General features: G+C 54.9%; 13 protein-coding genes and 1 CRISPR repeat array. Of the genes, 6 read left to right on the forward strand and 7 right to left on the reverse strand.

Translation table 11 applies throughout. The annotated features are described in order from the left end of the window. The first annotated feature begins 363 nt into the window (after nucleotides 1-363). Both AC6I6N_RS11900 and AC6I6N_RS11905 read left to right on the forward strand, forming a co-directional pair. A complete protein-coding gene (locus AC6I6N_RS11900; RefSeq protein WP_108727977.1) occupies nucleotides 364-684 on the forward strand; it encodes a sigma factor-like helix-turn-helix DNA-binding protein in 321 nt (106 codons plus the stop codon). 10 nt (nucleotides 685-694) lie between these two features. Then, on the forward strand, nucleotides 695-1,063 hold the full coding sequence (locus tag AC6I6N_RS11905; RefSeq protein WP_264672540.1) for a FecR/PupR family sigma factor regulator: 369 nt from the start codon (nucleotides 695-697) through the stop codon (nucleotides 1,061-1,063). Between the two features lie 16 nt (nucleotides 1,064-1,079). On the opposite strand, the gene bioD is transcribed toward AC6I6N_RS11905, so the two are convergent. From bioD to mutS, 7 genes are all read right to left on the reverse strand, one after another. Next, nucleotides 1,080-1,772, reverse strand: a complete 693-nt coding sequence (gene bioD, locus AC6I6N_RS11910; protein WP_395029003.1) for a dethiobiotin synthase — start codon at nucleotides 1,770-1,772, stop codon at nucleotides 1,080-1,082. Beyond that, complete coding sequence (gene bioA, locus AC6I6N_RS11915) at nucleotides 1,769-3,109, reverse strand: adenosylmethionine--8-amino-7-oxononanoate transaminase (protein ID WP_249461327.1); 1,341 nt, start codon at nucleotides 3,107-3,109, stop codon at nucleotides 1,769-1,771. Before bioA ends, bioD begins: the two co-directional genes overlap by 4 nt. 6 nt (nucleotides 3,110-3,115) lie before the next feature. After that, complete coding sequence (bioF, locus tag AC6I6N_RS11920; RefSeq protein ID WP_321268024.1) at nucleotides 3,116-4,282, reverse strand: 8-amino-7-oxononanoate synthase; 1,167 nt, start codon at nucleotides 4,280-4,282, stop codon at nucleotides 3,116-3,118. Beyond that, complete coding sequence (locus tag AC6I6N_RS11925) at nucleotides 4,279-5,475, reverse strand: cytochrome P450 (protein WP_497943521.1); 1,197 nt, start codon at nucleotides 5,473-5,475, stop codon at nucleotides 4,279-4,281. Before AC6I6N_RS11925 ends, bioF begins: the two co-directional genes overlap by 4 nt. A 342-nt stretch (nucleotides 5,476-5,817) precedes the next feature. Next, nucleotides 5,818-6,087: a CRISPR direct-repeat array (repeat unit 29 nt; unit sequence GTTTGCTGCCGAGTAGGCAGCTTAGAAAA). A 253-nt stretch (nucleotides 6,088-6,340) separates the two neighbouring features. Further along, nucleotides 6,341-7,585, reverse strand: a complete 1,245-nt coding sequence (locus AC6I6N_RS11930) for a benzoate/H(+) symporter BenE family transporter (RefSeq protein WP_249461336.1) — start codon at nucleotides 7,583-7,585, stop codon at nucleotides 6,341-6,343. A gap of 490 nt (nucleotides 7,586-8,075) precedes the next feature. Beyond that, a complete protein-coding gene (locus tag AC6I6N_RS11935; RefSeq protein WP_108727970.1) occupies nucleotides 8,076-9,266 on the reverse strand; it encodes a JmjC domain-containing protein in 1,191 nt (396 codons plus the stop codon). 371 nt (nucleotides 9,267-9,637) lie between these two features. Beyond that, nucleotides 9,638-12,274 (reverse strand): DNA mismatch repair protein MutS, encoded by a 2,637-nt coding sequence (mutS, locus tag AC6I6N_RS11940; protein ID WP_125276988.1) that lies wholly within the window; start codon nucleotides 12,272-12,274, stop codon nucleotides 9,638-9,640. 218 nt (nucleotides 12,275-12,492) lie between these two features. Between mutS and AC6I6N_RS11945 the strand changes: the two genes are divergently transcribed. From AC6I6N_RS11945 to cas3f, 4 genes are all read left to right on the forward strand, one after another. Beyond that, the gene (locus AC6I6N_RS11945) at nucleotides 12,493-13,605 is read left to right on the forward strand and encodes a YncE family protein (protein ID WP_108727968.1); all 1,113 of its coding nucleotides are present in this window, start codon (nucleotides 12,493-12,495) and stop codon (nucleotides 13,603-13,605) included. A 12-nt stretch (nucleotides 13,606-13,617) separates the two neighbouring features. Further along, nucleotides 13,618-15,813, forward strand: a complete 2,196-nt coding sequence (locus AC6I6N_RS11950; RefSeq protein WP_497943522.1) for a TonB-dependent receptor — start codon at nucleotides 13,618-13,620, stop codon at nucleotides 15,811-15,813. Between the two features lie 277 nt (nucleotides 15,814-16,090). Beyond that, nucleotides 16,091-17,071, forward strand: a complete 981-nt coding sequence (gene cas1f, locus AC6I6N_RS11955; protein ID WP_497943523.1) for a type I-F CRISPR-associated endonuclease Cas1f — start codon at nucleotides 16,091-16,093, stop codon at nucleotides 17,069-17,071. A 10-nt stretch (nucleotides 17,072-17,081) separates the two neighbouring features. After that, nucleotides 17,082-20,495: a type I-F CRISPR-associated helicase Cas3f gene (gene cas3f / locus AC6I6N_RS11960; RefSeq protein WP_497943524.1), complete on the forward strand. Its 3,414-nt coding sequence runs from the start codon at nucleotides 17,082-17,084 to the stop codon at nucleotides 20,493-20,495. The last annotated feature ends 45 nt before the right edge of the window (nucleotides 20,496-20,540 follow it).

Here is a 20,540-nt window from a genome sequence, read left to right on the forward strand (position 1 = left end):
CTTTGCCCCGTACTGCGTGACCTTGCTCTTTTTCTCTTATCGAAGAAGAGCTAACAGGGGCAAGGAATACTATGAGGTCAAGGTGATTAGCGCTTGTTTTCCCTTTACAGAAGAAGAGGCACTTGACGGCCTTTTCCTGAAAGGACGCAGTACTTTTTTCAGGCTACGCTGGGCTTTGTGAGTAGTGTCTGTGTTGCTGTTGCCCCTGAAAGTGGCGCAAGGCCTTTTTCTGGCAGGGGTTTGAGAGAGAGCACCTTTTATTTTGTGAGCAGAGTAAATCTTTATCGAGCAGGGCTGGACTTTCTCCAAAACAGTAAAGATAATAGGAACTATTATCATTTGGTGTGTTTTAGGGAGTGGCCCATGCTGAAATCGTTTTACCGTAACGGTTTACGTTTTTGCCTGCGCATGCTGCGTGGCTCACAAGCCTCTGTTCATGCTCCTTCAGAACCGGGGGCTCGTGTGTTGGCAATGATCGAGGCCTTGCCTCGTCGTCGTCGCGAAGCTTTTGTGCTGCATCGCTTCGAGGGGCTGAACTACAAAGAAATTGCGACTCGCATGGGCACCAGCCCCCGAGTGGTTGAGCACTATATCCGCATGGCTATGCTGGCGTGCCGTCACAATCCGGCACAGGCCAATCGGGTGGATGGGGTCGTGCCGCGTCCGGCTGGTTCGTATGTCTAAGGACGAGCACATGCAGCACATTGATGAGCAGGCCTTGAGCTGGCTGCTTAAGCATCATGATCCCAAACACCAGAACGATGCCCGCAGCCAGTCCGCGTTCCGTGCCTGGCTGTCCATTGATCCCCAGCACCAGGCTGCTTTCTTGCGTTGGAAGCTGGAGTGGGAAGCGATGGATGGAATCAGCCAGGAGCAACTGACCAATTTGCGTGCAACATCCCGGCAAGCCGCAGCAGGGCAGGGAACATGGCGTCAACGCGTGCTAAATCGCTGCGTGGACGTCTGGTCTGCCAACCCCGCCTTGCGTTTTGCCTTGGGCGGTGCGGTGTGTCTGCTGCTGGGCGTGGCGTTTTTGGGTAGCGTCGGCAGCTACTTTCTTTAAACTCCATAAAAAGCGCTTAGTCTTTATCTTCCCAGGGTGAACGTAGATAGTGCGCCGCTTGCTGGATACGATCATCCAGTGTGGTGGCATTCAGTCTTGGAATGACACCCAGACAAGGGCCGGGCAAATAGTCATGCAGCGTTTGCAGGTTCTCCTTGGCATAACTCATCTCCGGGGCGATGTGGTTGGCGACCCAGCCCAGCAAGTGCAAACCACTGGCGCGTATGGCTTGAGCCGTCAGCAAAGCATGATTCAAGGCCCCCAAACGTAAACCAACAACCAAGACCACTGGTAGCTGCAAAGCCTGCGCCAGATCGACGCCTGTCCGACCTTGGCCCAAGGGCAGCATGAAGCCACCCACCCCTTCGACGACGACATAGTCCGCTGATTTCACCGCTGCTTGAACCGTCTTTTGAATCAGAGTCGGTTCCAATTCGATGCCTGCTTGCTCAGCCAGAATATGAGGGGCCGCAGCCGGTTTAAACAGGTACGGTGTCAGCGTTTCCGGCGCAGCGTTCAGGCTGGAGTGCCGCGCCAGGGCATTCACATCCTCGTTGTGTAGACGGCCATTTATTTCTTCCGCTCCCGATGCAATGGGTTTGATGCCTAGCGTGCTTGCGCCGCTTTGGTTCAGCACGTGGAGCAACGCCGAGCTGACCAGCGTTTTGCCAATCTCCGTATCGGTGCCCGTCACAAAGCAGGCCCTCATGCGTATTCCTTTAGCAGGCGACCTAAGCCAGTCAATACATGTTCGATTTCTTTCGTACCCCATAGATAGCCGGGCATCAGATATACCGTATTGCCGATAGGGCGCAGCATCAGCCCCTGTTGCAGGGCAGAGTGGTAAAAGCGTCGTGCGAAGCCCTGGTGATCGTACTGGGCTGGGCCCGTGTCCAGATCAAAGGCCCAGATCACTCCGCAGCGGCGCAGATGCTGCATCTTGGGATATTGCCGATTCAGTTTGTGCAAGCCGTCATCAAGTGCTTGTCCCAGCGTTTTTTGCAGCTCGTAGACAGGGTATTGCTGAAACAGCTCCAAGGTGGCCAGCGCTGCGCGGCAGGCCAAGGGGTTGCCGGTGTAGGAGTGGGAATGCAGAAAGCCCCGACGCAAGTCCTGGTCATAAAAACCTTGATAAATCGTGGGGCTGGATAGCACCACGGACAAAGGCAATGTCCCGCCGGTAATTCCCTTGGACAAGCACAGCAGATCTGGCCAGATACCTGCTTGTTCGCAGGCAAAGAAGGTGCCGGTACGCCCGCAACCCACAGCAATTTCGTCCAGAATCAAATGCACCTGATAGCGGTCGCATAGCTCGCGCACACCGCGCAGATAGTCGGGTGAGTGCATGCACATGCCAGCCGCACATTGCACCAGGGGTTCCAAAATCACAGCGGCAATATCCTGATGGCTATTCAGAATCTGTTCCAAAGACTGCAGGGCGTTTTCGGTGATCTGGCTGTGTTCGTCCGGGCTCTTGGCCTGCCGCAGATCGGGGCTGGCTGCGGTGTACTGCTGGCCTAGCTGTGAGCCGTAGTTTTCTCGGAACAAGGGCACATCGGTCACGGCTAGCGCACCCAGCGTCTCGCCGTGGTAGCCCTGTGCGATGCCTACGAAACGGTGCTTGTGCTCCTGCCCCTGGTTGCGCCAGTAATGCACGCTTAGCTTGAGGGCAATTTCCACGGCGGAAGCGCCATCGCTGGCATAAAAAGCATGGCCTAAGCGATGATCGCTCAAGGCGGCCAAGCGCTCGGACAGTTGCACGACCGGCTCGTGGGTCAGGCCGCAGAGCATGATGTGGTCTAACTGCTGTACCTGATCGCTAATTGCCTGCACCAGATGCGGGTGGCTATGCCCGAACAGGTTTACCCACCAGGAGCTGATGGCGTCCAGGTAGGCGTTGCCGTGAGCATCATACAGCCAGGCACCTTGGGCGCGTTTGATGGCCAGTAGCGGCACGCCCCGATCATGGTGCTGCATTTGAGTGCAAGGATGCCAGACCGCTTGCAAGCTGCGTTGGGCCAAAGGAGGGAGGGAGTTTGAGTTCATGGCAAATCACCGTAAAGAGTGGGCGGCTTCATGTAGTGCCTGGACCAGTTGTTCAATGTCTTGATGCCGGTGCGCGGCAGACAGGGAAATGCGTAATCGGGCTTGATGGCGGGGAACGGTGGGCGGTCGTATGGCCGGTGCCCAAATACCTTTTTGAAGGAGCGTTTCGGATAGCTGCAAGGTGGGTTCGACCTCGCCAATCAGCAGGCTTTGTACCGGCGTCTTGGACGGAGCCAAGCGCCAGGGCAGATTCCGGCTCAGGGTTTGCAGCGTTTGGATGTGTTCTGTCAGCAAGGTCCGCTGTGCTTGAGCTTGTTTGATTAGTTGCAGACAGGCCAGCAAGGATGCGCAATGAGCTGGGGCCAGCCCGGTGCTGTACACATAGCTGCGAGCCGATTGAGTGAGCCAGTCCGCCAGGCTATGGGAGCAGGCGATAAACGCGCCGCCTTGACCGGCTGCCTTGCCAAAAGTCCCCAGATAAATCAGGCGCTGACGTTGCGTGGCCTTGAGCTGAAAATGCTCCGGCGCGCCGCGTCCGTTTTCGCCCAATATCCCCAGGCCATGCGCATCGTCCAAATACAACAAAGCATCGTGGCGTTCGCATAAGGCGATCAGCTCATCAAGCGGGGCAATCGTTCCGTCCATGCTGAACAGGCTGTCCGAGATCACCAGCTTGAACCCTGTCGTAGGGCGGCTGAGTAAGTCATCCAGGCGTGCCATATCCCTATGGGGATAGACGCGTAAACGGGCACCGGATAGACGGCTGGCATCAATCAGGCTGGCGTGGTTCAGCCTGTCACAGAAGATCGTGTCGCCAGTGCCGACTAGCGCGGGAATGACACCCAAGCTGGCCTGATAACCACTGACAAAAAGACGGCTGGCCTCAAAGCCACTCCAGTCTGCCAGATCCTGCTCCAGTGCCTGAGCCTGTGCATGATGCCCACAAATCAGCGGAGATGCGGTGGCTCCGGCGACGTCCTGTGCTTGTAGCTGCTTGAGCGCTGGGTGCTGACTCAGCCCCAGATAGTCATTGCCGGCGAAATTCAGCAAGACCTGGCCATTGCGTTCGATATGCGCGTTTGGCAAGGGACGGCTGATGGCTCTTTGTCGCCACAGCTTCTTGGCTTTCAACGCCTTCAGTTGTTGATCCAGGTGAGAGAGAAAAGCACTCATGACAGCAAGGCCCGGTATTGAACCGACAAGCGGTTCCAGCCCCGATAGGCGGGAAGCTGAATGCGTTCACCTTGGCCTAATTGAAGGCGAGGTAATAAAGGCAGGAACTGCTCAAGCGTCAGCCTGGCTTCCAACTGCACCAAACCAGCACCCAGGCAATGATGAATTCCGTGGCCCATGGAGAGCTCGGCCTGATTGTTGCGATTGAAATCCAGCTCGTCGGGATGGGCAAAAATCTCCGGGTCCCGGTTGGCAGCGCCCAAAAGCAACAGCAGCAATTGTCCCTTGCGTAAATGCTGACCGTGCCAGTGCTGGTCCTGCATCAAACGTCTGGCTGTGTATTGAATCGGGCTGTCGTGGCGCAGCACCTCTTTGATCGCGGCAGGAATCTTCTGGGGATTCGATAGCAAGTCTTGCTGCTTTGTGCAGTCGTCCAGCAGAGTTTGAAACAAGGAGCTGAGCAGATGCCGGGAGGTTTCATAGCCGGCAAAGAGCAACATACAGGACTGCGCCAAACGTTCGCGCCTGCCTTGAAGAGAGAGTTGCTTGTCATGCAAAAGCCGCCAAGCCAAGCCACCTTCTTGTAGGTTGGCGCTGTTCCCCAGAAAGTCGGCCATATCCAACAAGGCGTCCTGCGTGTCCATCAACAAGGGCTGATCTGGTGTCGCTTGTCCAATAAAACGCGCCAGTTGCTCTGACCAGGCCTGAAAAACAGATAAGGGTAGCTGCTGCAAACCGAGTACATCCATCATGACCAAGGCGGGGAGCGGACGGCAGACTTCATCCACCAGATCGGCAGAGCCGTGCTGTAGTTTGTTTTCCAAGCCCAGGTGGATTTGCGCAACGCGCTTTTCAATGGTGCCGTGTAGGGTGTCCAAGGCCTTTGCGCTAAAGGCGGCATTCACCACTCGCCGGACACGGGTGTGACGGGGACGATCCAGAAACACCAGTGTCCTGGCCAACAAGCCCTTGAAGGTTTGCAGACGCGGGGAGGGATGAGCACCTGCTTGAGATACCCACCCACCAACACGCCGCACACTTAAATCGGGATGCCGCAGGGCGGCTTGGACATCGCCGTGTCTGTGGACCAGCCACGCCCCACCACAGAAATCCGCATCCCACACCAAAGGTGGCCCCTGGCGAAGGCGGGCATAAGCCGGATAGGGAGACGCAAGATTGAAATCGCCAAACATGACACTGTTTCCTGAAGATCAAAGCCAGCGCAGGCTAGCACTTGAGCCGGGAAGAGGCAGTCAGGAGATTGTTTCTATTAATTCTTTCAGGGTGTTTTGAGCTAATTAATGAGTTATTTGCCGTTTATGACTACTGTTAGCTGTTTTTGTGTGACTGTTTTTTACAATAAAATTGATGAGCGAACTCGAGGTGATGGTCTTTTCTTTGCAGAAACCCTTTTTTTCTATGATTTAAAATTTTGTTTAAAATCAGATGCTTATGGGGTGGTGTGAAAAAAGGGTTTTAGTCGCAAAAAAAGCCATAAGATAGAGCCTGATTAGCATTCAGGGATGAACGCTCTAGTTTGCTGCCGAGTAGGCAGCTTAGAAAACAGTACACTCGCCATCGCCAATAATATCTACGTTTGCTGCCGAGTAGGCAGCTTAGAAAAAGAGCCAAACGTGAAACCTACATGAAGGATTGTTTGCTGCCGAGTAGGCAGCTTAGAAAATCCCCGCATTTTCAGTTTCACGACCGATTTTGTTTGCTGCCGAGTAGGCAGCTTAGAAATGTCGTAGCGAACTGAACAAGCGCATCTTCCATGTTTGCTGCCGAGTAGGCAGTTCAGAAAAAGTATGGGCTGTGCTTTTTGCTAGGCGTTAAGTGTGGCGCGTCGTAAGCAGTTGAGAAAAGCTTCTGGGTTTGTAGCGTATGCAGATAAGGTTTGCTGCGATAGAGGCCGCTGAAAAGGTTTAAATGTCGGATGCCCAGCTAGCTTTTTGTCGTAGGCCATCGCCTATCCAGTGGCAAGGCCAGTGCTGGTATCGGCCCTGCAGCAATGGCAGGCTAGGACTACCGCCCTAGTCTGCTATTTATTCCAACTAATCACCGGGCATCAGATGCTGCTGGCAGTCCATCATTACTTAGTTTTTCGGTTTTACGCTGCGGCAACTTCCCGTTCAAAATAAAGTACGCCAACAGACCAATCACCAGTCCCCAGAAGGCCCCGCCAATCCCGAATAGCGTGATATTGGCAGCCGAGGCCAGGAATGTAATCAAGGCTGCTTCACGCGATTTGACGTCTGCCATGGCGCCGGCCAGGCTGCCACCAATGGTTCCCAGTAGCGCCAAGCCCGCCAGGGTGGTGATGAAGGTTGCGGGGAAAGCCATGAACACGGCGGCCAGCGTCAGGCCAAAAACACCGACAAGAATGTAGAACACGCCGGCTGCAATTCCGGCAACCCAGCGTTTGGAGGGATCCTGGTGCGCTTCTGGCCCGGTGCAAATGGCAGCGGTAATGGCCGCTACATTCATGGCGTGAGAGCCAAAAGGAGCCATGATCAGCGAGCCCAGACCGGTTACCCACACAATCGGGTTGGCGCTGGTACGAAAACCGTCGTTACGCAGGACCAGCATGCCTGGCATGTATTGGCCAGTTAGCGTAATCAGAAACAAAGGCAAGGCCACGCTCAGCAGGGCATTGAGCGTAAACACCGGCATGGTGAACACCGGCGCGGCCAGTTCCAGTTTCAGGCCACTGAGGTCGACGCGATGCTCCAACAGCAAAAAACTCAGGCCCAGGATCAGAATTCCCACCACAGCATAGCGTGCGGAAAAGCGTTTGATGATCAGGTAGGCCAGGATCAGCAAGCCTGCCAGTTTCGGGTCCAGTGTCATGCTGCCAAATGCCCCAATGCCAAATTGCAGCAGAATCCCGGCCAGCAGGCCGGCGGCGATGCCGTTGGGAATCAGGCGGATCAGGCGCTCGAAGTAGGAGGACAGCCCCAGGGCGACGAAGGCTGCTGCCGAGATCAAGTAGGCGCCGATGGCTTCTTCATACGGCGTGGTGGCCAGCGCGGTTACCAGGAAGGCGGCGGCCGGGGTCGACCAGGCGGTGATGATGGGCTCGCGCGAGACCCAGCTCAAGAGCAGGCCGGTAACGCCGACGCCAATCGAGATCGACCAGACCCAGGACGCGGTCAGCTCGGGGCTGAGCCCGGCGACCTTGGCGGCCTGGAAAACCAGAATAAAGGTGCCGCCGTAGTTAACGATGACCGAGATGAGGCCGGCCACGATAGGCGGGACCAGATCGCTGACTAAATAGGATGAGGATGATCGAGAGGTAGACATAGTGCTCTGCGCTTTCCAAAAGGAGAGATGACAAACGAGCACTAGTTATAGCGACTAAATGGACTGGTCTGATAGGACGCTTTTCTGGTGTAGGGCAGACCACTTTTGAATTAAGTAGGTGCCTGACTATATTGAGTGGGGTGGCTACGTGATTTTTGAGGGTGGCCCGAACTGGATTAAAGCTGGGCTGCAAAGCCACTAATGGTGGCTTTATGACGAGTTGCTCGTCTTGTGAATCGCGTTTTTCATGATAGTACTTTTTATTGCTGCACGGCGTGAATAATGCTGCCGCAACCGCAACCGCAACCGCAACCGCAACCGCAACCGCAACCGCAACCGCAACCGCAACCGCAACCGCAACCGCAACCTCAACCTCAACCAACAAATATATCGGACTTTTGATTCTTGGCGGGCTAGAAATAAGAAAGCGGGGCAGCTTGCAGGCTGCCTCGCTTTTTTGCTGAACTCGCCAGAGTTAGTGGCTCGGTGCTCAGTTTTCCTTGAATTGCAGCCAGCCGTCGTCCAGCCAGGCATTGAGCATTTCACGTTCGTCTTCATCCAGGGCTTCAAAATGCTCGCCGGGGATTGAGAGCTGACGCTGGTCAGCCAACAATTTCAGCGCCGGGCTGGCCGGGCAGGGGGCCACTTCACCATTGATATACAGCTCATCGCCCCGGTACATCATGCGCGAGCAGCGGTCCAGCGCCAAGCGGCCTTCGGGCAGCTCGGGGTCGTGTAAATCAACCGGATCTTCGGCAATGTCGAACCAGCTATTGCTGGGCAATTCGGTCAACCAGACACCCAGGAAGCGAGAGGCTAGTGCCTCATCAAAACGAATGGCATTCAAGGCATCCAGCGACTTTTGAATCAGGTTTTCTGGCAAGGCGGCAGGTGTGGTGCTGGCCTGTGCGTCCGGGTCGGTGTAGCGCTGTTGCATGGACTCGGGCATGGGTATTGGCGGGTCGGCATACAGACCAAAGCCTTCACCACTGGCGGCGGCCAGTTGATCTGAGGCGGCATCCATCAAACCCCGAGCCAGCGTTGCCTGGGTGGGCGAGCGAAAGCCGATGGAAATCGTCATGCAGTCGCCAATCGCAATCCCGTCATGTGCTACGTGCGGGGGCAGATACAGCATATCGCCGGGTTCCAGGGTGAACTCTTCCTCTACCTGAAAATTGCGCAAAATCTTCAAGGGCAGATCAGGCACCAGACTCAAGTCTTTTTGCTGGCTGATGCGCCAGTGACGCTTGCCGTGGGCTTGCAGCAAGAACACGTCGTAGCTGTCGAAGTGCGGGCCTACGCCACCGCCGTCAGAGGCAATACTGATCATGGCGTCGTCCAGACGGGCATCGCCAATGAAGCGGAACTGACGCATCAGGGCAGCGGTATTGTCGTCGTGCAGATCTACGCTTTGTGCCAGGGCGGTCCAGTTGGGCTGCGAGGCGGGCGGCAGCTCGTCAAACGGCCCGGTTTCCATTTCCCAGTCGTCGCCGTCATGGATGATCAAGCGCGATTCGACTTCTTCGCGCGTTACCAGTTCGCGGATATTGTCTATGCTCAGCGAGTGCTTGAAATTAGGGATGGCGCCGCGTATCAATAACGGTTTGCGTTGCCAGTAGGTTTGCATGAACTCATGCGCGCTGATGCCGCCCAAAAGGGTCAATGGCTGATCGATAGTCATGGACTGCCCGAACAAGAATTAAATTAGCCCGTAGCTTAACTGATCCGGCCTGTCACGGCTTGGGCGCAGTTAGCTGATAAGACGTGTATAGCGCAAAGAAAGCAGAAAAATAGGGACAAAATGCTGTGTCCGCGTTTGGACAGGGATGATTGGCAATCAGGCAATCAGGCAATCAGGCAATCTAGACAGGTACGTCGATGGTCAGGTTTTTCCCCAGGGGCCTGGTAGGTAGACTGGATAGACCTTTGCTGATGCCGTGGGGGCTTTGGTGTCAATGACACAGAGCAAGCAAAGGTCGTCAGACTGGCATCCAGAGAGCAGGCTGAAAGAACGGCCTGAAAAGGGAGCCGCCCAGGCTCCCTTGGCTTTGTCTACCCAGCGGATTTCATCTCTTTTTTCCAGCGATACAGCAGATCCAGGGCATCGCGTGCGCTCAAGTCATCCACATCCAGTTGCTTGAACTGATCCAGCAGTTCCAGTGCCTGTTCCGTGATCGGGTCAGACTCTGTCGCCGTGGCTTCAGGCGCACTACCTGCATTGAACAGATCCAGTTGTGCACTAGGATCATTTTGTGCTTCCAGACGGCTTAGTTCACGGCTGGCCTGACGGATGACCGCAGAGGGGATACCGGCACGTTGTGCAACCTGAATCCCGTAACTGCGACTGGCTGGACCTTCTTGAACTTCGTGCAGGAACACAATGCCTGAAGCCGATTCTGCGGCGGCCAGATGCACATTGGCAGCCGCAGGCAATTCGTTGGGCAAACGCGTGATTTCAAAGTAGTGCGTGGCAAATAAGGTCAATGCCTGATTGTGGCTGAGCAGGCGATGCGCGATGGACCAGGCCAGGGCCAGACCATCGTAGGTGGATGTCCCGCGCCCAATCTCATCCATCAGCACCAGGCTGTAGGGGGTGGCGCCGGCCAGAATCGCGGCCGCTTCGGTCATTTCCATCATGAAGGTGGAGCGGCCACCGGCCAGGTCATCAGCCGCGCCGATACGGGTAAAGATGCGATCGATCTGACCAATGCGGGCTGTGTTGGCCGGCACAAAGCTGCCGATGCGGGCCAATAAGGCAATCAAGGCAACCTGTCGCATATAGGTGGACTTACCACCCATATTCGGGCCGGTAATCAGCAACATGCGGCGTTGTGCATGCATCTCACAATGGTTGGGTGTGAAACGCTCGATACTGTGTTCCACCACGGGATGACGACCCGCTTCGATCCAGATGCCAGCTTGCTCGCTTAGTTCGGGGGCGACCCAGTTATTGTCTAGTGCATGCAGCGCCAGTGAGGACAGGGTATCCAGTTCCGCCAGGGCGCTGGAGCACAGGGCCAAGGGACCCGCGTAGCTTTGCAGCTTGTCCAGCAATTGATCGAACAGGAACTTCTCGCGGCTCAGGCTGCGGTCCTTGGCGGACAGGACTTTGTCCTCCCATTCTTTTAGCTCAGGTGTGATGAAGCGTTCGGCATTTTTTAGTGTCTGGCGGCGGCGGTAATCGTCGGGGACTTTGTCGGCCTGACCCCGGCTGACCTCAATAAAGAAACCATGCACACGGTTGTATTCGACGCGTAGGGTGGCGATGCCGGTACGCTCGCGCTCCCGGGCTTCGATCTTGACCAACACATCGCCGCTGTCGCTGGCCAAGCTGCGCAATTCGTCCAGGTCGGCATCGTAGCCATCGGCAATGACACCCCCATCCCGTACGAGCAAGGCAGGCTCGGGGGCGATAGCGGCCTGCAGCAAAGAGGCCAGTTCAGGGTCTAGCGCCAGGTTTAACAAATGCCCATACAAATGTTCAGACTGAGCAAAGTTGTGTTCTAGTTCCTGACGCAGCTCGGGTAGCGTTGCCAGCGCATCGCGCAAACTGGCCAGTTCCCGTGGACGCACGCTGCGTAAGGAAATACGCGTGGCAATACGCTCCAGGTCTGGAAAACGACGCAGGGCATGGCGCAGCACACCCAAAGGATCGCCTGCATTCAAGCTGGCGCTTTGCTGGGTTTGGAAAAATAGGGACACCACATCCTGACGTTGCTGGACGGCGTGGTTCAGACGCAAGGGATGGTGCAGCCAGCGACGCAGCAAACGGCTGCCCATGGGGGTCTGGCAATGATCCAGCGTAGAGAACAGCGTCGGGCTGGTTTCACCGCTAATGGTTTCGGTAATTTCCAGATTCTTGCGCGTGACCGCATCCAGCACCAGAAAGTCCGAACTATGCTGAACACGGATAGCCGTGATGTGAACCAGGGATTGGGATTGCGTGCTGCCGACATAACGCAGCAAGGCTCCGGCTGCTGCCGTAGCCGCAGGCAGATCGTCCAGACCAAAGCTGGCCAAAGAGTCCAGATCGAAATGGTCCAGCAGGGTTTCGCGTGAACCGTCTTGCGCAAAGTGCCAGTCCGGCAAGGTGTGGCAACTGGCTTGCGGCAGTTCCGGGGCAGGGCGCAGCGATTCGGGGTAGACCAGCTCGACGGGGCCGATACGGTTCAGTTCCGTGTCCAGCATGTCCGGCTCGCACTGGCTGACCAGAAATTCGCCACTGGCCAGGTTCATCCAGGCCAGTCCGACCATTTCCTGGCGTTGTACTTTGATGAGTGTGCATGCGGCGATCAGGCGATCTGCCTTGGGAGGCAGCAAGGCATCATCGGTCAGCGTGCCGGGGGTGACTACGCGCATGATCTTGCGCTCGACCGGTCCTTTGCTGGTAGCCGGGTCACCGACTTGCTCACAGATGGCGACGGATTCGCCCAAAGCGACTAAACGCGCCAGATACCCTTCCATGGCATGAAAAGGCACACCTGCCATCGGGATGGGCTCGCCGTTGGAGGACCCGCGCTTGGTCAGTGTCAGGTTTAGCAGGCGCGCGCCGCGCTCGGCATCGGCGTAGAACATCTCATAGAAGTCCCCCATCCGATAGAACAGCAGATGCGAGCCGGCCTCCGCTTTGAGCTGAAGGTATTGACGCATCATGGGCGTGTGGGCGGACAGATCGGCAGCAGAAGTCATAGCACAGTTACAGGTCAGGGAATTCAACAACAAGGCCGCCCAGAAGGCGGCTGAGTCGATATTGTAGCGAGGGCAGTCAAGCGGGGGGGAGGGAAGCGGCTGATTTAGTCCCGCGTGTTTCCCCTTACGGAGCAGGGATATCCCGGTTTTGAGCATAGAGGTGCTTAATGCAATAATGGAAATGATAATCACTTCTATTCCGAAAACAGGATATGCCCATGTTCACACGTTGTCTTGCTTTGTCTGTCTTGTCTGCCGCTTTGCTCAGTGCCGGATCGCTTGCTCACGCCCAGCCGTCAGAGGCTGTCTCGCTGCCCTTGACGCCGGAGCTGGCACAAAAAACCTCGATTACGGCAGAAGGAGCCTTGCGCAAGGATCTGGCTTACGGGATTTATCAAGCGGTTTACAGCCCCTTTGATAATTCCTTGTATGTGGCCTCGGCAGAGCGGGCGCCGTCGGTTCGTGGCGGCGTGATCTATAAGCTGGACCCCATCACCCTGGATGTGAAGGGGACCATGTATACCGACCAGAGCAATTTCGGCCTGGCAAGGAACGCCTCGGGCGATACGTTGTACGTGACCAATAGTCTGGCTGCTGCCGTCTCCAAAGTAGGGCTAAAGGAGGACGGAAACATAGAGCGCGTCCACTTCAACAATAAGAGTTTTGATGACACCAAAATGGGTCCGCGCACGATTCGTCACGATCCTCAGCAAGGTCGTATCTATGTGGGAGCCGTAGGCGCGCCTGCCGTGATCTGGGTGTTGGATGATCGCACTCTGGAGCTGATTGACACCATTGAAAACGCTGGCAAATGGGTCACGGGGCTCTTGGTGGATTCGGCCTCGCATCGTCTGTATGCCGCCAATGGTGATGGTGAGGTGATGGTGGTGAATACCCAAACCAATCAGATTGAACAGCGCTGGAAACCGGCGGGCGTCAAACCCGCCTTGCTCTTGAATTTTGCGCTGGACTCCAGCCGCAATCGCCTCTATGTGACAGAGACCAAGGACCAGAAAACCGTGTATGTGCTAGATGCCCGAGACGGCAAATTGCTGCAGACACTGCCGGTGGGCGACGCGATGGATATCTTGTACAACGCCGATCGTGATGAGTTGTACTTGACGCATCGTGAGCAAGGCAAGGTATCCGTGTTGGATGGCGCCAGCTATGCGGTCAAGGCGCAGTACAACTTGCCTGATAACCCCAACAGCCTGGAACTGGGTCCGGACAGCCAGTTGTACGTAACCGTTAAGGCGCCTGCTACCCCGCAGTACAAGGCCAGCAAGCGTGAAAGTGTGGTGCGCATTGATCTGAAGAACATCAAGGGTTGATAGGTAATCGTGATGACTTCTTTATTCAAACCTTGCCTGGGACGCACCTTGGTCTTGTCCTTGTTTGCTCTTCATGTTCAGGCTCAGGCCCAAGACAATGTCAATCGTGCCCAGACGCCGGAGTTATCAACCATTACCGTCAATGCCAGTGCCGATGCGTCGCGTCAGGGTTTGCTGCCGGAGTATGCTGGCGGCCAGGTCGCCAGCGGAGGCCGGGTTGGGATACTGGGTTCCCTGGACAATATGGACTCGCCCTTTAGCGTCAATAGCTATACCAGCCGCTATATCGAGCAACTGCAGGCGTCCACGGTAGCCGATGTGGTGCGCCATGATCCTTCTGTGCGTGTGGCCCGTGGTTTTGGCAACTTCCAGGAAAGTTTTTTCATCCGGGGCTTTTTGACGGCTTCCGATGATATTGCCTACAACGGCCTGTTTGGACTGCTGCCCCGACAAGCGACGGCTGCGGAACTGGCCGAGCGCATTGAAGTGCTGCATGGAGCAGGGGGGTTTCTGTATGGTGCCGCGCCCTCTGGCGGTGGTATTGGCGGCACGATTAACGTGCTGCCCAAACGCGCCGGTGAGAACCCGCTGACCAAGCTTGGTGTGGGTTATGGCAGTGGCGGGCAAAGCCAGATCAAGGTGGATATGTCGCGCCGTTTTGCCGATGATGCGGCCGGTATTCGCGTCAATGCCATCAGGCGTAGTGGCGATACGGCTGTCGACAATGAACATACCCGTCTGGATCTGTACACAGTGGGGATGGATTGGCGTGCTGAGCGCGTACGGTTGTCGGCGGATCTGGGCTATCAGGAGCACAAGCTGCGTGAAGTCCGGCCTAATGTGGCGTTAAAGGCGGGCCTGTCCGCCTTGCCGGACTTGCCTTCACATAAGCGTAACTTCGCTCAGCCCTGGACGTACTCCAATGAGGAAACCGTTTTCGGCACCCTACGCGGGGAATATGACCTGAATGATTCCATTACCCTGTGGGCTGCCTATGGCATGAAACATGGCAAGGAAGATAATCAGCTTGCGACTCAGACGGTCACGGATGCGGTATCTGGCAAAACCACTTTCTCACGTTTCAACAACTCCCGACGCGATGATGTGAAAACAGGCGAATTGGGTTTGCGGGCCCGTTTTGAAACCGGGCCTGTGCTGCATGAACTGGTGGCCGCCGCCTCCTTGTATGACCACAAGGAGAAAAACGCCTGGGCCATGGGCAGCAAGCAGGACAGCAATCTTTATGATCCCGTGAACCAGGCCTTGTCGCCCATCGCCTTTACAGGTGGTGATCTGGGGTCTCCGACGTTGGTAGGGCGCACCAAATTGACCAGTTATACCCTGGGTGATTTGATGTACCTCTGGGATGATCGGTTGGAAGTGATGCTGGGTTTGCGCCATCAAATCATGGAAACGCGTAGCTACGACTATGGCACCCAAGCCTTGCAGCGCAAAGACCGTCAGCAACATACCAGCCCTGCAGCGGGTGTGGTGTTCAAGCTGACGGATGAATGGGCCCTGTATGGCAACTACACGGAAAGCCTGGCACAAGGTGATCTGGCACCGACTCGCTTTAATAACCAGCCGGTTCAAAACGCCGGGCAGCGCTTGTCGGCCTTTGTGGCCAAGCAAAAAGAGCTGGGGGTCAAGTACGACAACGGTTCCATGGGGGGCGGGCTGAGCTTTTTCACCACCACCAAACCGCGTGGCGTGGTCAATGACGAGCTGCGTTTTGTGGAGTCAGGCAAGGATCGCCATAACGGGCTGGAGTTAAGCTTTTACGGTCAATTGACGGACTCCCTGCGCATTCTCGGTGGTGTGACTGCCCTGGACACCAAGCAGAAAAACACGGGTGATCCGCTTAGCGAAGGCCAGCGAGTGATTGGCGTGCCGCGCTGGCAAGGCAGTCTGGGTTTGACCTGGGATGTTGCGCAGGTGACGGGCTTGTCGCTGGATACACAGCTATTGGCCACTGGTGCCCGTTACGCGGATTCGGCCAATGCAATCCGTGTGCCAGGCTGGGTACGCTGGGATCTGGGGGCCAGCTACCAGCGCAAGATCTCCGGTGTGCCGATGACGTTCAGGGCCAGTGTCGAGAATGTCGCCGATACGACGTATTGGGCTTCGGTAGGCGGTTATCCCAATAATGGCTATCTGGTCTTATCGCAGCCACGCACCTTCATGTTGAGTATGTCCGCCGAGTTTTAAGGACGGGGCAGGGGGGGGGGCTCCCCTGCCTTTGTTGGCGTTTTGAACGTGGCCTTCTAAAACGGGAATAGCGTCTTTTACTTCGGAATCATTCGGTCAGTTTTAGTATTGAGCTTTTTTTATGACTATTTAGCGGGTGCTTGCTAGTGTTATCAGCCCGTGGTCTTGTCGCGATTCGTCGTCAGTTATTTGCAGTTTAAGTAATATGACGGCTAAGCAATAAGGCAACTGATTCATCTAATAGAAAAATAAAAAATAAGATGTTACAAGCTGGTTTATGGATCCTATCGCTGCCTCCGACTTGAAAACCATTTTGCATTCTAAGCGTGCCAATATTTATTATTTGGAGCATTGCCGTGTATTGCTTAATGGCGGGCGGGTCGAGTACGTAACCGACGCAGGAAAAAAGGCTTTGTATTGGAATATCCCGATTGCCAATACCACCTGCATTTTGTTGGGAACCGGAACGTCTTTGACCCAGGCAGCTATGCGGGAGCTGGCCAAGGCAGGAGTGCTTGTGGGGTTTTGTGGTGGAGGGGGGACTCCTTTATTTGCGGGTACTCCCATGGACGTAGAGGTGGCATGGCTGAATCCTCAAAGTGAGTATCGCCCCACCGAATACGTGCAGGCTTGGGTGCAGTTTTGGTTTAAAGAGGATTTACGCTTGCAGGCCGCTTTGAGATTGCAGAGCTTGCGACTGAAGTTCTTGCGATCTCAGTGGGGACGCGGAGAAATACAGGAGATGGGCTTTCAGCCGCCTTTGTCCGAGCTGGATGCTTTATTAGAAAAAAGTGCATCTTCTTTGCAATATGCTCCTGACCTCGCCCATGTTTTAACTGAGGAGGCACGACTTAGCAAGGCGTTGTTTCGTATTGCAGCAAATGCCGTGCAATATGGCGAGTTTTCCCGAGTCAAAAAAGGACAGGGTTTGGACCCCGCTAATCGCTTTTTAGATCATGGCAATTATCTGGCCTATGGTCTGGGTGCTACCGCGTGTTGGGTGTTGGGCTTGCCTCATGGTTTGGCTGTATTGCATGGTAAAACGCGTCGAGGTGGCTTGGTGTTTGATGCGGCTGATTTAGTGAAGGATGCCATTATTTTGCCGCAGGCGTTTTTATCTGCGATGCGTGGCGATCAGGAGCAGGAGTTTCGGCGGCACTGCATTGAGGCGCTGACACGCAGTGAATCTTTAGACTTTATGATTGATAGCCTGAAAGACATTGCGACACGTATTTCAGCCGCTGCCGTCGATTCATAGGGCGGCAGGCATGAATATTTTGCTGGTGTCGCAATGTACAAAACAAGCCTTGGCACAAACACGCCGTATCCTGGATCAGTTTGCAGAGCGTAGAGGGGAACGTACCTGGCAAACGGCAATGACTCAGGCAGGTTTGGACACCTTACGCAAATTGCTGCGGCAAACAGCAAGAAAAAATACAGCCGTTGCGTGCCACTGGATACGCGCCAAGGATCACACCGAATTATTGTGGGTGGTGGGCAATCGCAGCCAATTTAATGAGTATGGCGCAGTGCCTACGCATTCCACTGCCCGGGATGTGTTGCGTCAAGCCGATGAGAACAACTGGCACACTCTGTCGCTGATCAATTTGCTGTCTGGCTTGGCGGCCTTGCTGCACGATTTGGGTAAATCTTGTCAGTCGTTTCAGGACCGTTTAAGACCTGGTTCTTTACCGGAGAAGAATCGTTATCGACATGAGTGGGTGTCGGTGCGTCTGTTTCAGGCGTTTGTGGGTAAGGATGACGATCAAGCCTGGCTGATTCGTTTGATACAAGCTGGGCAAAAACAGGCTGATGCTCAGGCATTTGAGCAAATATGGCTGGGTGAATCAGACCATGCTTTGTTTAAAGATGGCCTAGATAAAAATGCAACACAACATCGACCTTTTGCGCAAGATGGCTCTGGCTTGCCCCCTTTGGCACAAGCTATTGCCTGGCTGGTTTTGACGCATCACCGTTTACCTGCTTGCCCCGACGATTTGAATCCCGATCCAGAGCGCAGTCATTGGCATGGGAAAAAGCCTTACAGCGGCAGTGCGCTGCAAATAGAACGTTTGCTGGATAGGGTGGATGCGGATTGGAATGAGCCTTGGCCTGAACATACGGATACTCAAGACCTTGAGCGCTGTCAGCCGTATTGGCATTTCCCGCATGGCTTACCTGTGCGTACCTGGTTGTGGAGGCAACGGGCAGCTCGTTTTGCGAAGGCTTTGCAGCAGCATGTTTTGAATGGGAAAGACATGCTGCATGACCCCTATGTGATGCACTTGTCGCGCTTGTCGCTAATGCTGGCGGATCACTATTACTCGGGTCTGAAAAAACAGCAGTATCGACTTCAGGGCGAGAAAAACTTTCCTCTATATGCCAACACAGATCGAGCGACAGGCCAATTATTACAGCCCTTAGACGAGCATTTGTTGGGGGTGGAGTATCAGGCTGGAAAGCTGGTGTATAGCTTGCCGTCTTTAAAAGGGCAATTGCCCCATTTGATTGCGCATCGAAAACTGAAACAACGTAGTGCTGAGGCTCGGTTTCGTTGGCAGGATAAGGCCGCAGACTTGGCCGTGGCGGTACGGCAAGCCTCCAAGGATCGCGGTGCGTTTATTGTCAATATGGCTTCAACGGGTTGTGGCAAAACCTTGGCCAATGCTCGCATGATGAATGCGCTGGCTGATCCGGCTATAGGGCTGCGTTGTGCGTTTGCAATTGGTTTGCGTACGTTAACGCTGCAGACCGGACGCAGCTTTCAGACGGATTTAGGCTTGGATGAGGACGCCTTGGCCATTCAAGTGGGGGGCTCTAGTCAGAAAGCCTTGTTTGAATATTACGAACAGTTGGCCGAGCATAGCGGTTCTGCATCTCGACAAAGCCTGATCGATGAAAGTAGCCATGTCATTTATGAGAGCAACACCGATCATCCGGCCTTAAAACAGTTGGCGCATGAGCCGGGAGCGCAAAAGTTGTTAAGTGCTCCGTTGCTGGTGTGCACGATTGATCATTTGACTCCCGCAACAGAGAGCTTGCGCGGTGGGCGACAGATTGCGCCTATGCTGCGATTGCTGACGGGAGACCTGGTTCTGGATGAGCCGGACGATTTTGATTTGGCTGATCTCCCCGCCTTGACGCGTTTGGTGCATTGGGCGGGTTTGTTGGGGGCCCGCGTTCTTTTGTCTTCCGCGACCTTGCCTCCGGCTTTGGTTCAAGGGCTTTGTTTAGCCTATGCGTCGGGGCGTCATTGGTTTGAGCGCAATAGGGGACAGAATCCTGCGATGTCTGGGCCTATTCCGTGTCTTTGGATAGATGAGTTTCATCAAACGTATGCACCGTGTTGGCAGGGTCAAGAATTTGCAGCTCAACATCAAGTATTTATACAGAAGCGGGTGCAAGCGCTACATTGCCAAGTCGTCAGACGCCAGGCCGAATTATTGGCTTTGCCTAAAAATATGGCCCGTCTTTCCAAACAGGAGCGGCGTAAGCAGTTTGCAGAGGTGGCACGGCGAGGGATGTTCAAGCTGCATAAGGCGCATCACTGCCAAGACCCTAACAGCGGCAAGCGAATGAGCTTTGGCTTAGTGCGTATGGCGAACATCAACCCTTTGTTCGATGTGGCGGTGGCTTTGCATCAAGCCGGGATGCCTAGTGGCGTCCAATTGCATTTATGTGTGTATCACTCTCAGTATCCACAAGCGATGCGTTCCGCGATCGAGCATATGTTGGATCAGGTTTTGAATAGACGGCAAGCACAGGCTGTTTTTGATCATCCCGTTGTTCGACAGGCATTGGACCAGTCCAGCGCCCAGGACCATCTATTTGTTGTGTTGGGTTCGCCGGTGACAGAAGTCGGTCGAGATCACGATTATGACTGGGCTTTGGTTGAACCCTCGTCTATGCGATCCATTATTCAGTTAGCGGGTCGAGTGCTCCGGCATCGAAGTGATCTACAACCTAGTGAACCCAATATTTTGCTGTGCAACGCTAATTTATTGCACTTCGACGCAGGCAAGGGTAAGCCCGCCTTTTGTCGGCCAGGGTTTGAAGCAGGTGGACCCTATCTTTTGGAAAGTCATTTATTGGAAGATGTGCTCAAGCCTTTGCTGGATGAGAAGCATCAGTTTCCTGTGGATGCCCGTCCGCGAATATTGCCGCGTGCTCTGTCGCAACGGGAACCTGGCAAGAGCTTGGTCGATTTGGAGCATGCGCGGTTGGAGACGCTGATGTTGCCGAACGAAGCGAATTCCTCGGCGCCCGCTTCATTCTCTTTATTGAATGCCAGCAGTTTTTGGGCGGAGCCGCAGGCGCATTTGTTGGGCTTTGTACAGCAAATGCAACCCTTCAGGGAACAAACTACTCAACAAGTGGAACTTGTTTTTTTGCCGGATGAAGACGAAGTCTTGCGGCTGCATAAAGTGCAGGATCAAGAGCGGTATGGAGGAAAGCTGTATGTGTCTGTTGATGCAAGCTTGAAGCATGCCGTGGCGGTGCCAGAGGGTAAAGGCACGAGTAGATGGCAAACGGAGAGCCTGGAAGAATTGATGCAACGTCAGGCGCAGGAAATGGATATGTCCCTAGAGGCGTTTGCCTACAAGTTTGGGATGGTATCAGTAGGGGCGAGTGAAAATGGGTGGTTTTGGAATGAGGCCTTAGGGTTTAGTCGGAAGAGATAGACGCTTAGTCGAGTATTTGTCCGTATTAACAGCACAGTCGCTTGA

The sequence above is a fragment of the Alcaligenes sp. LTN-3 genome (assembly GCF_059735605.1).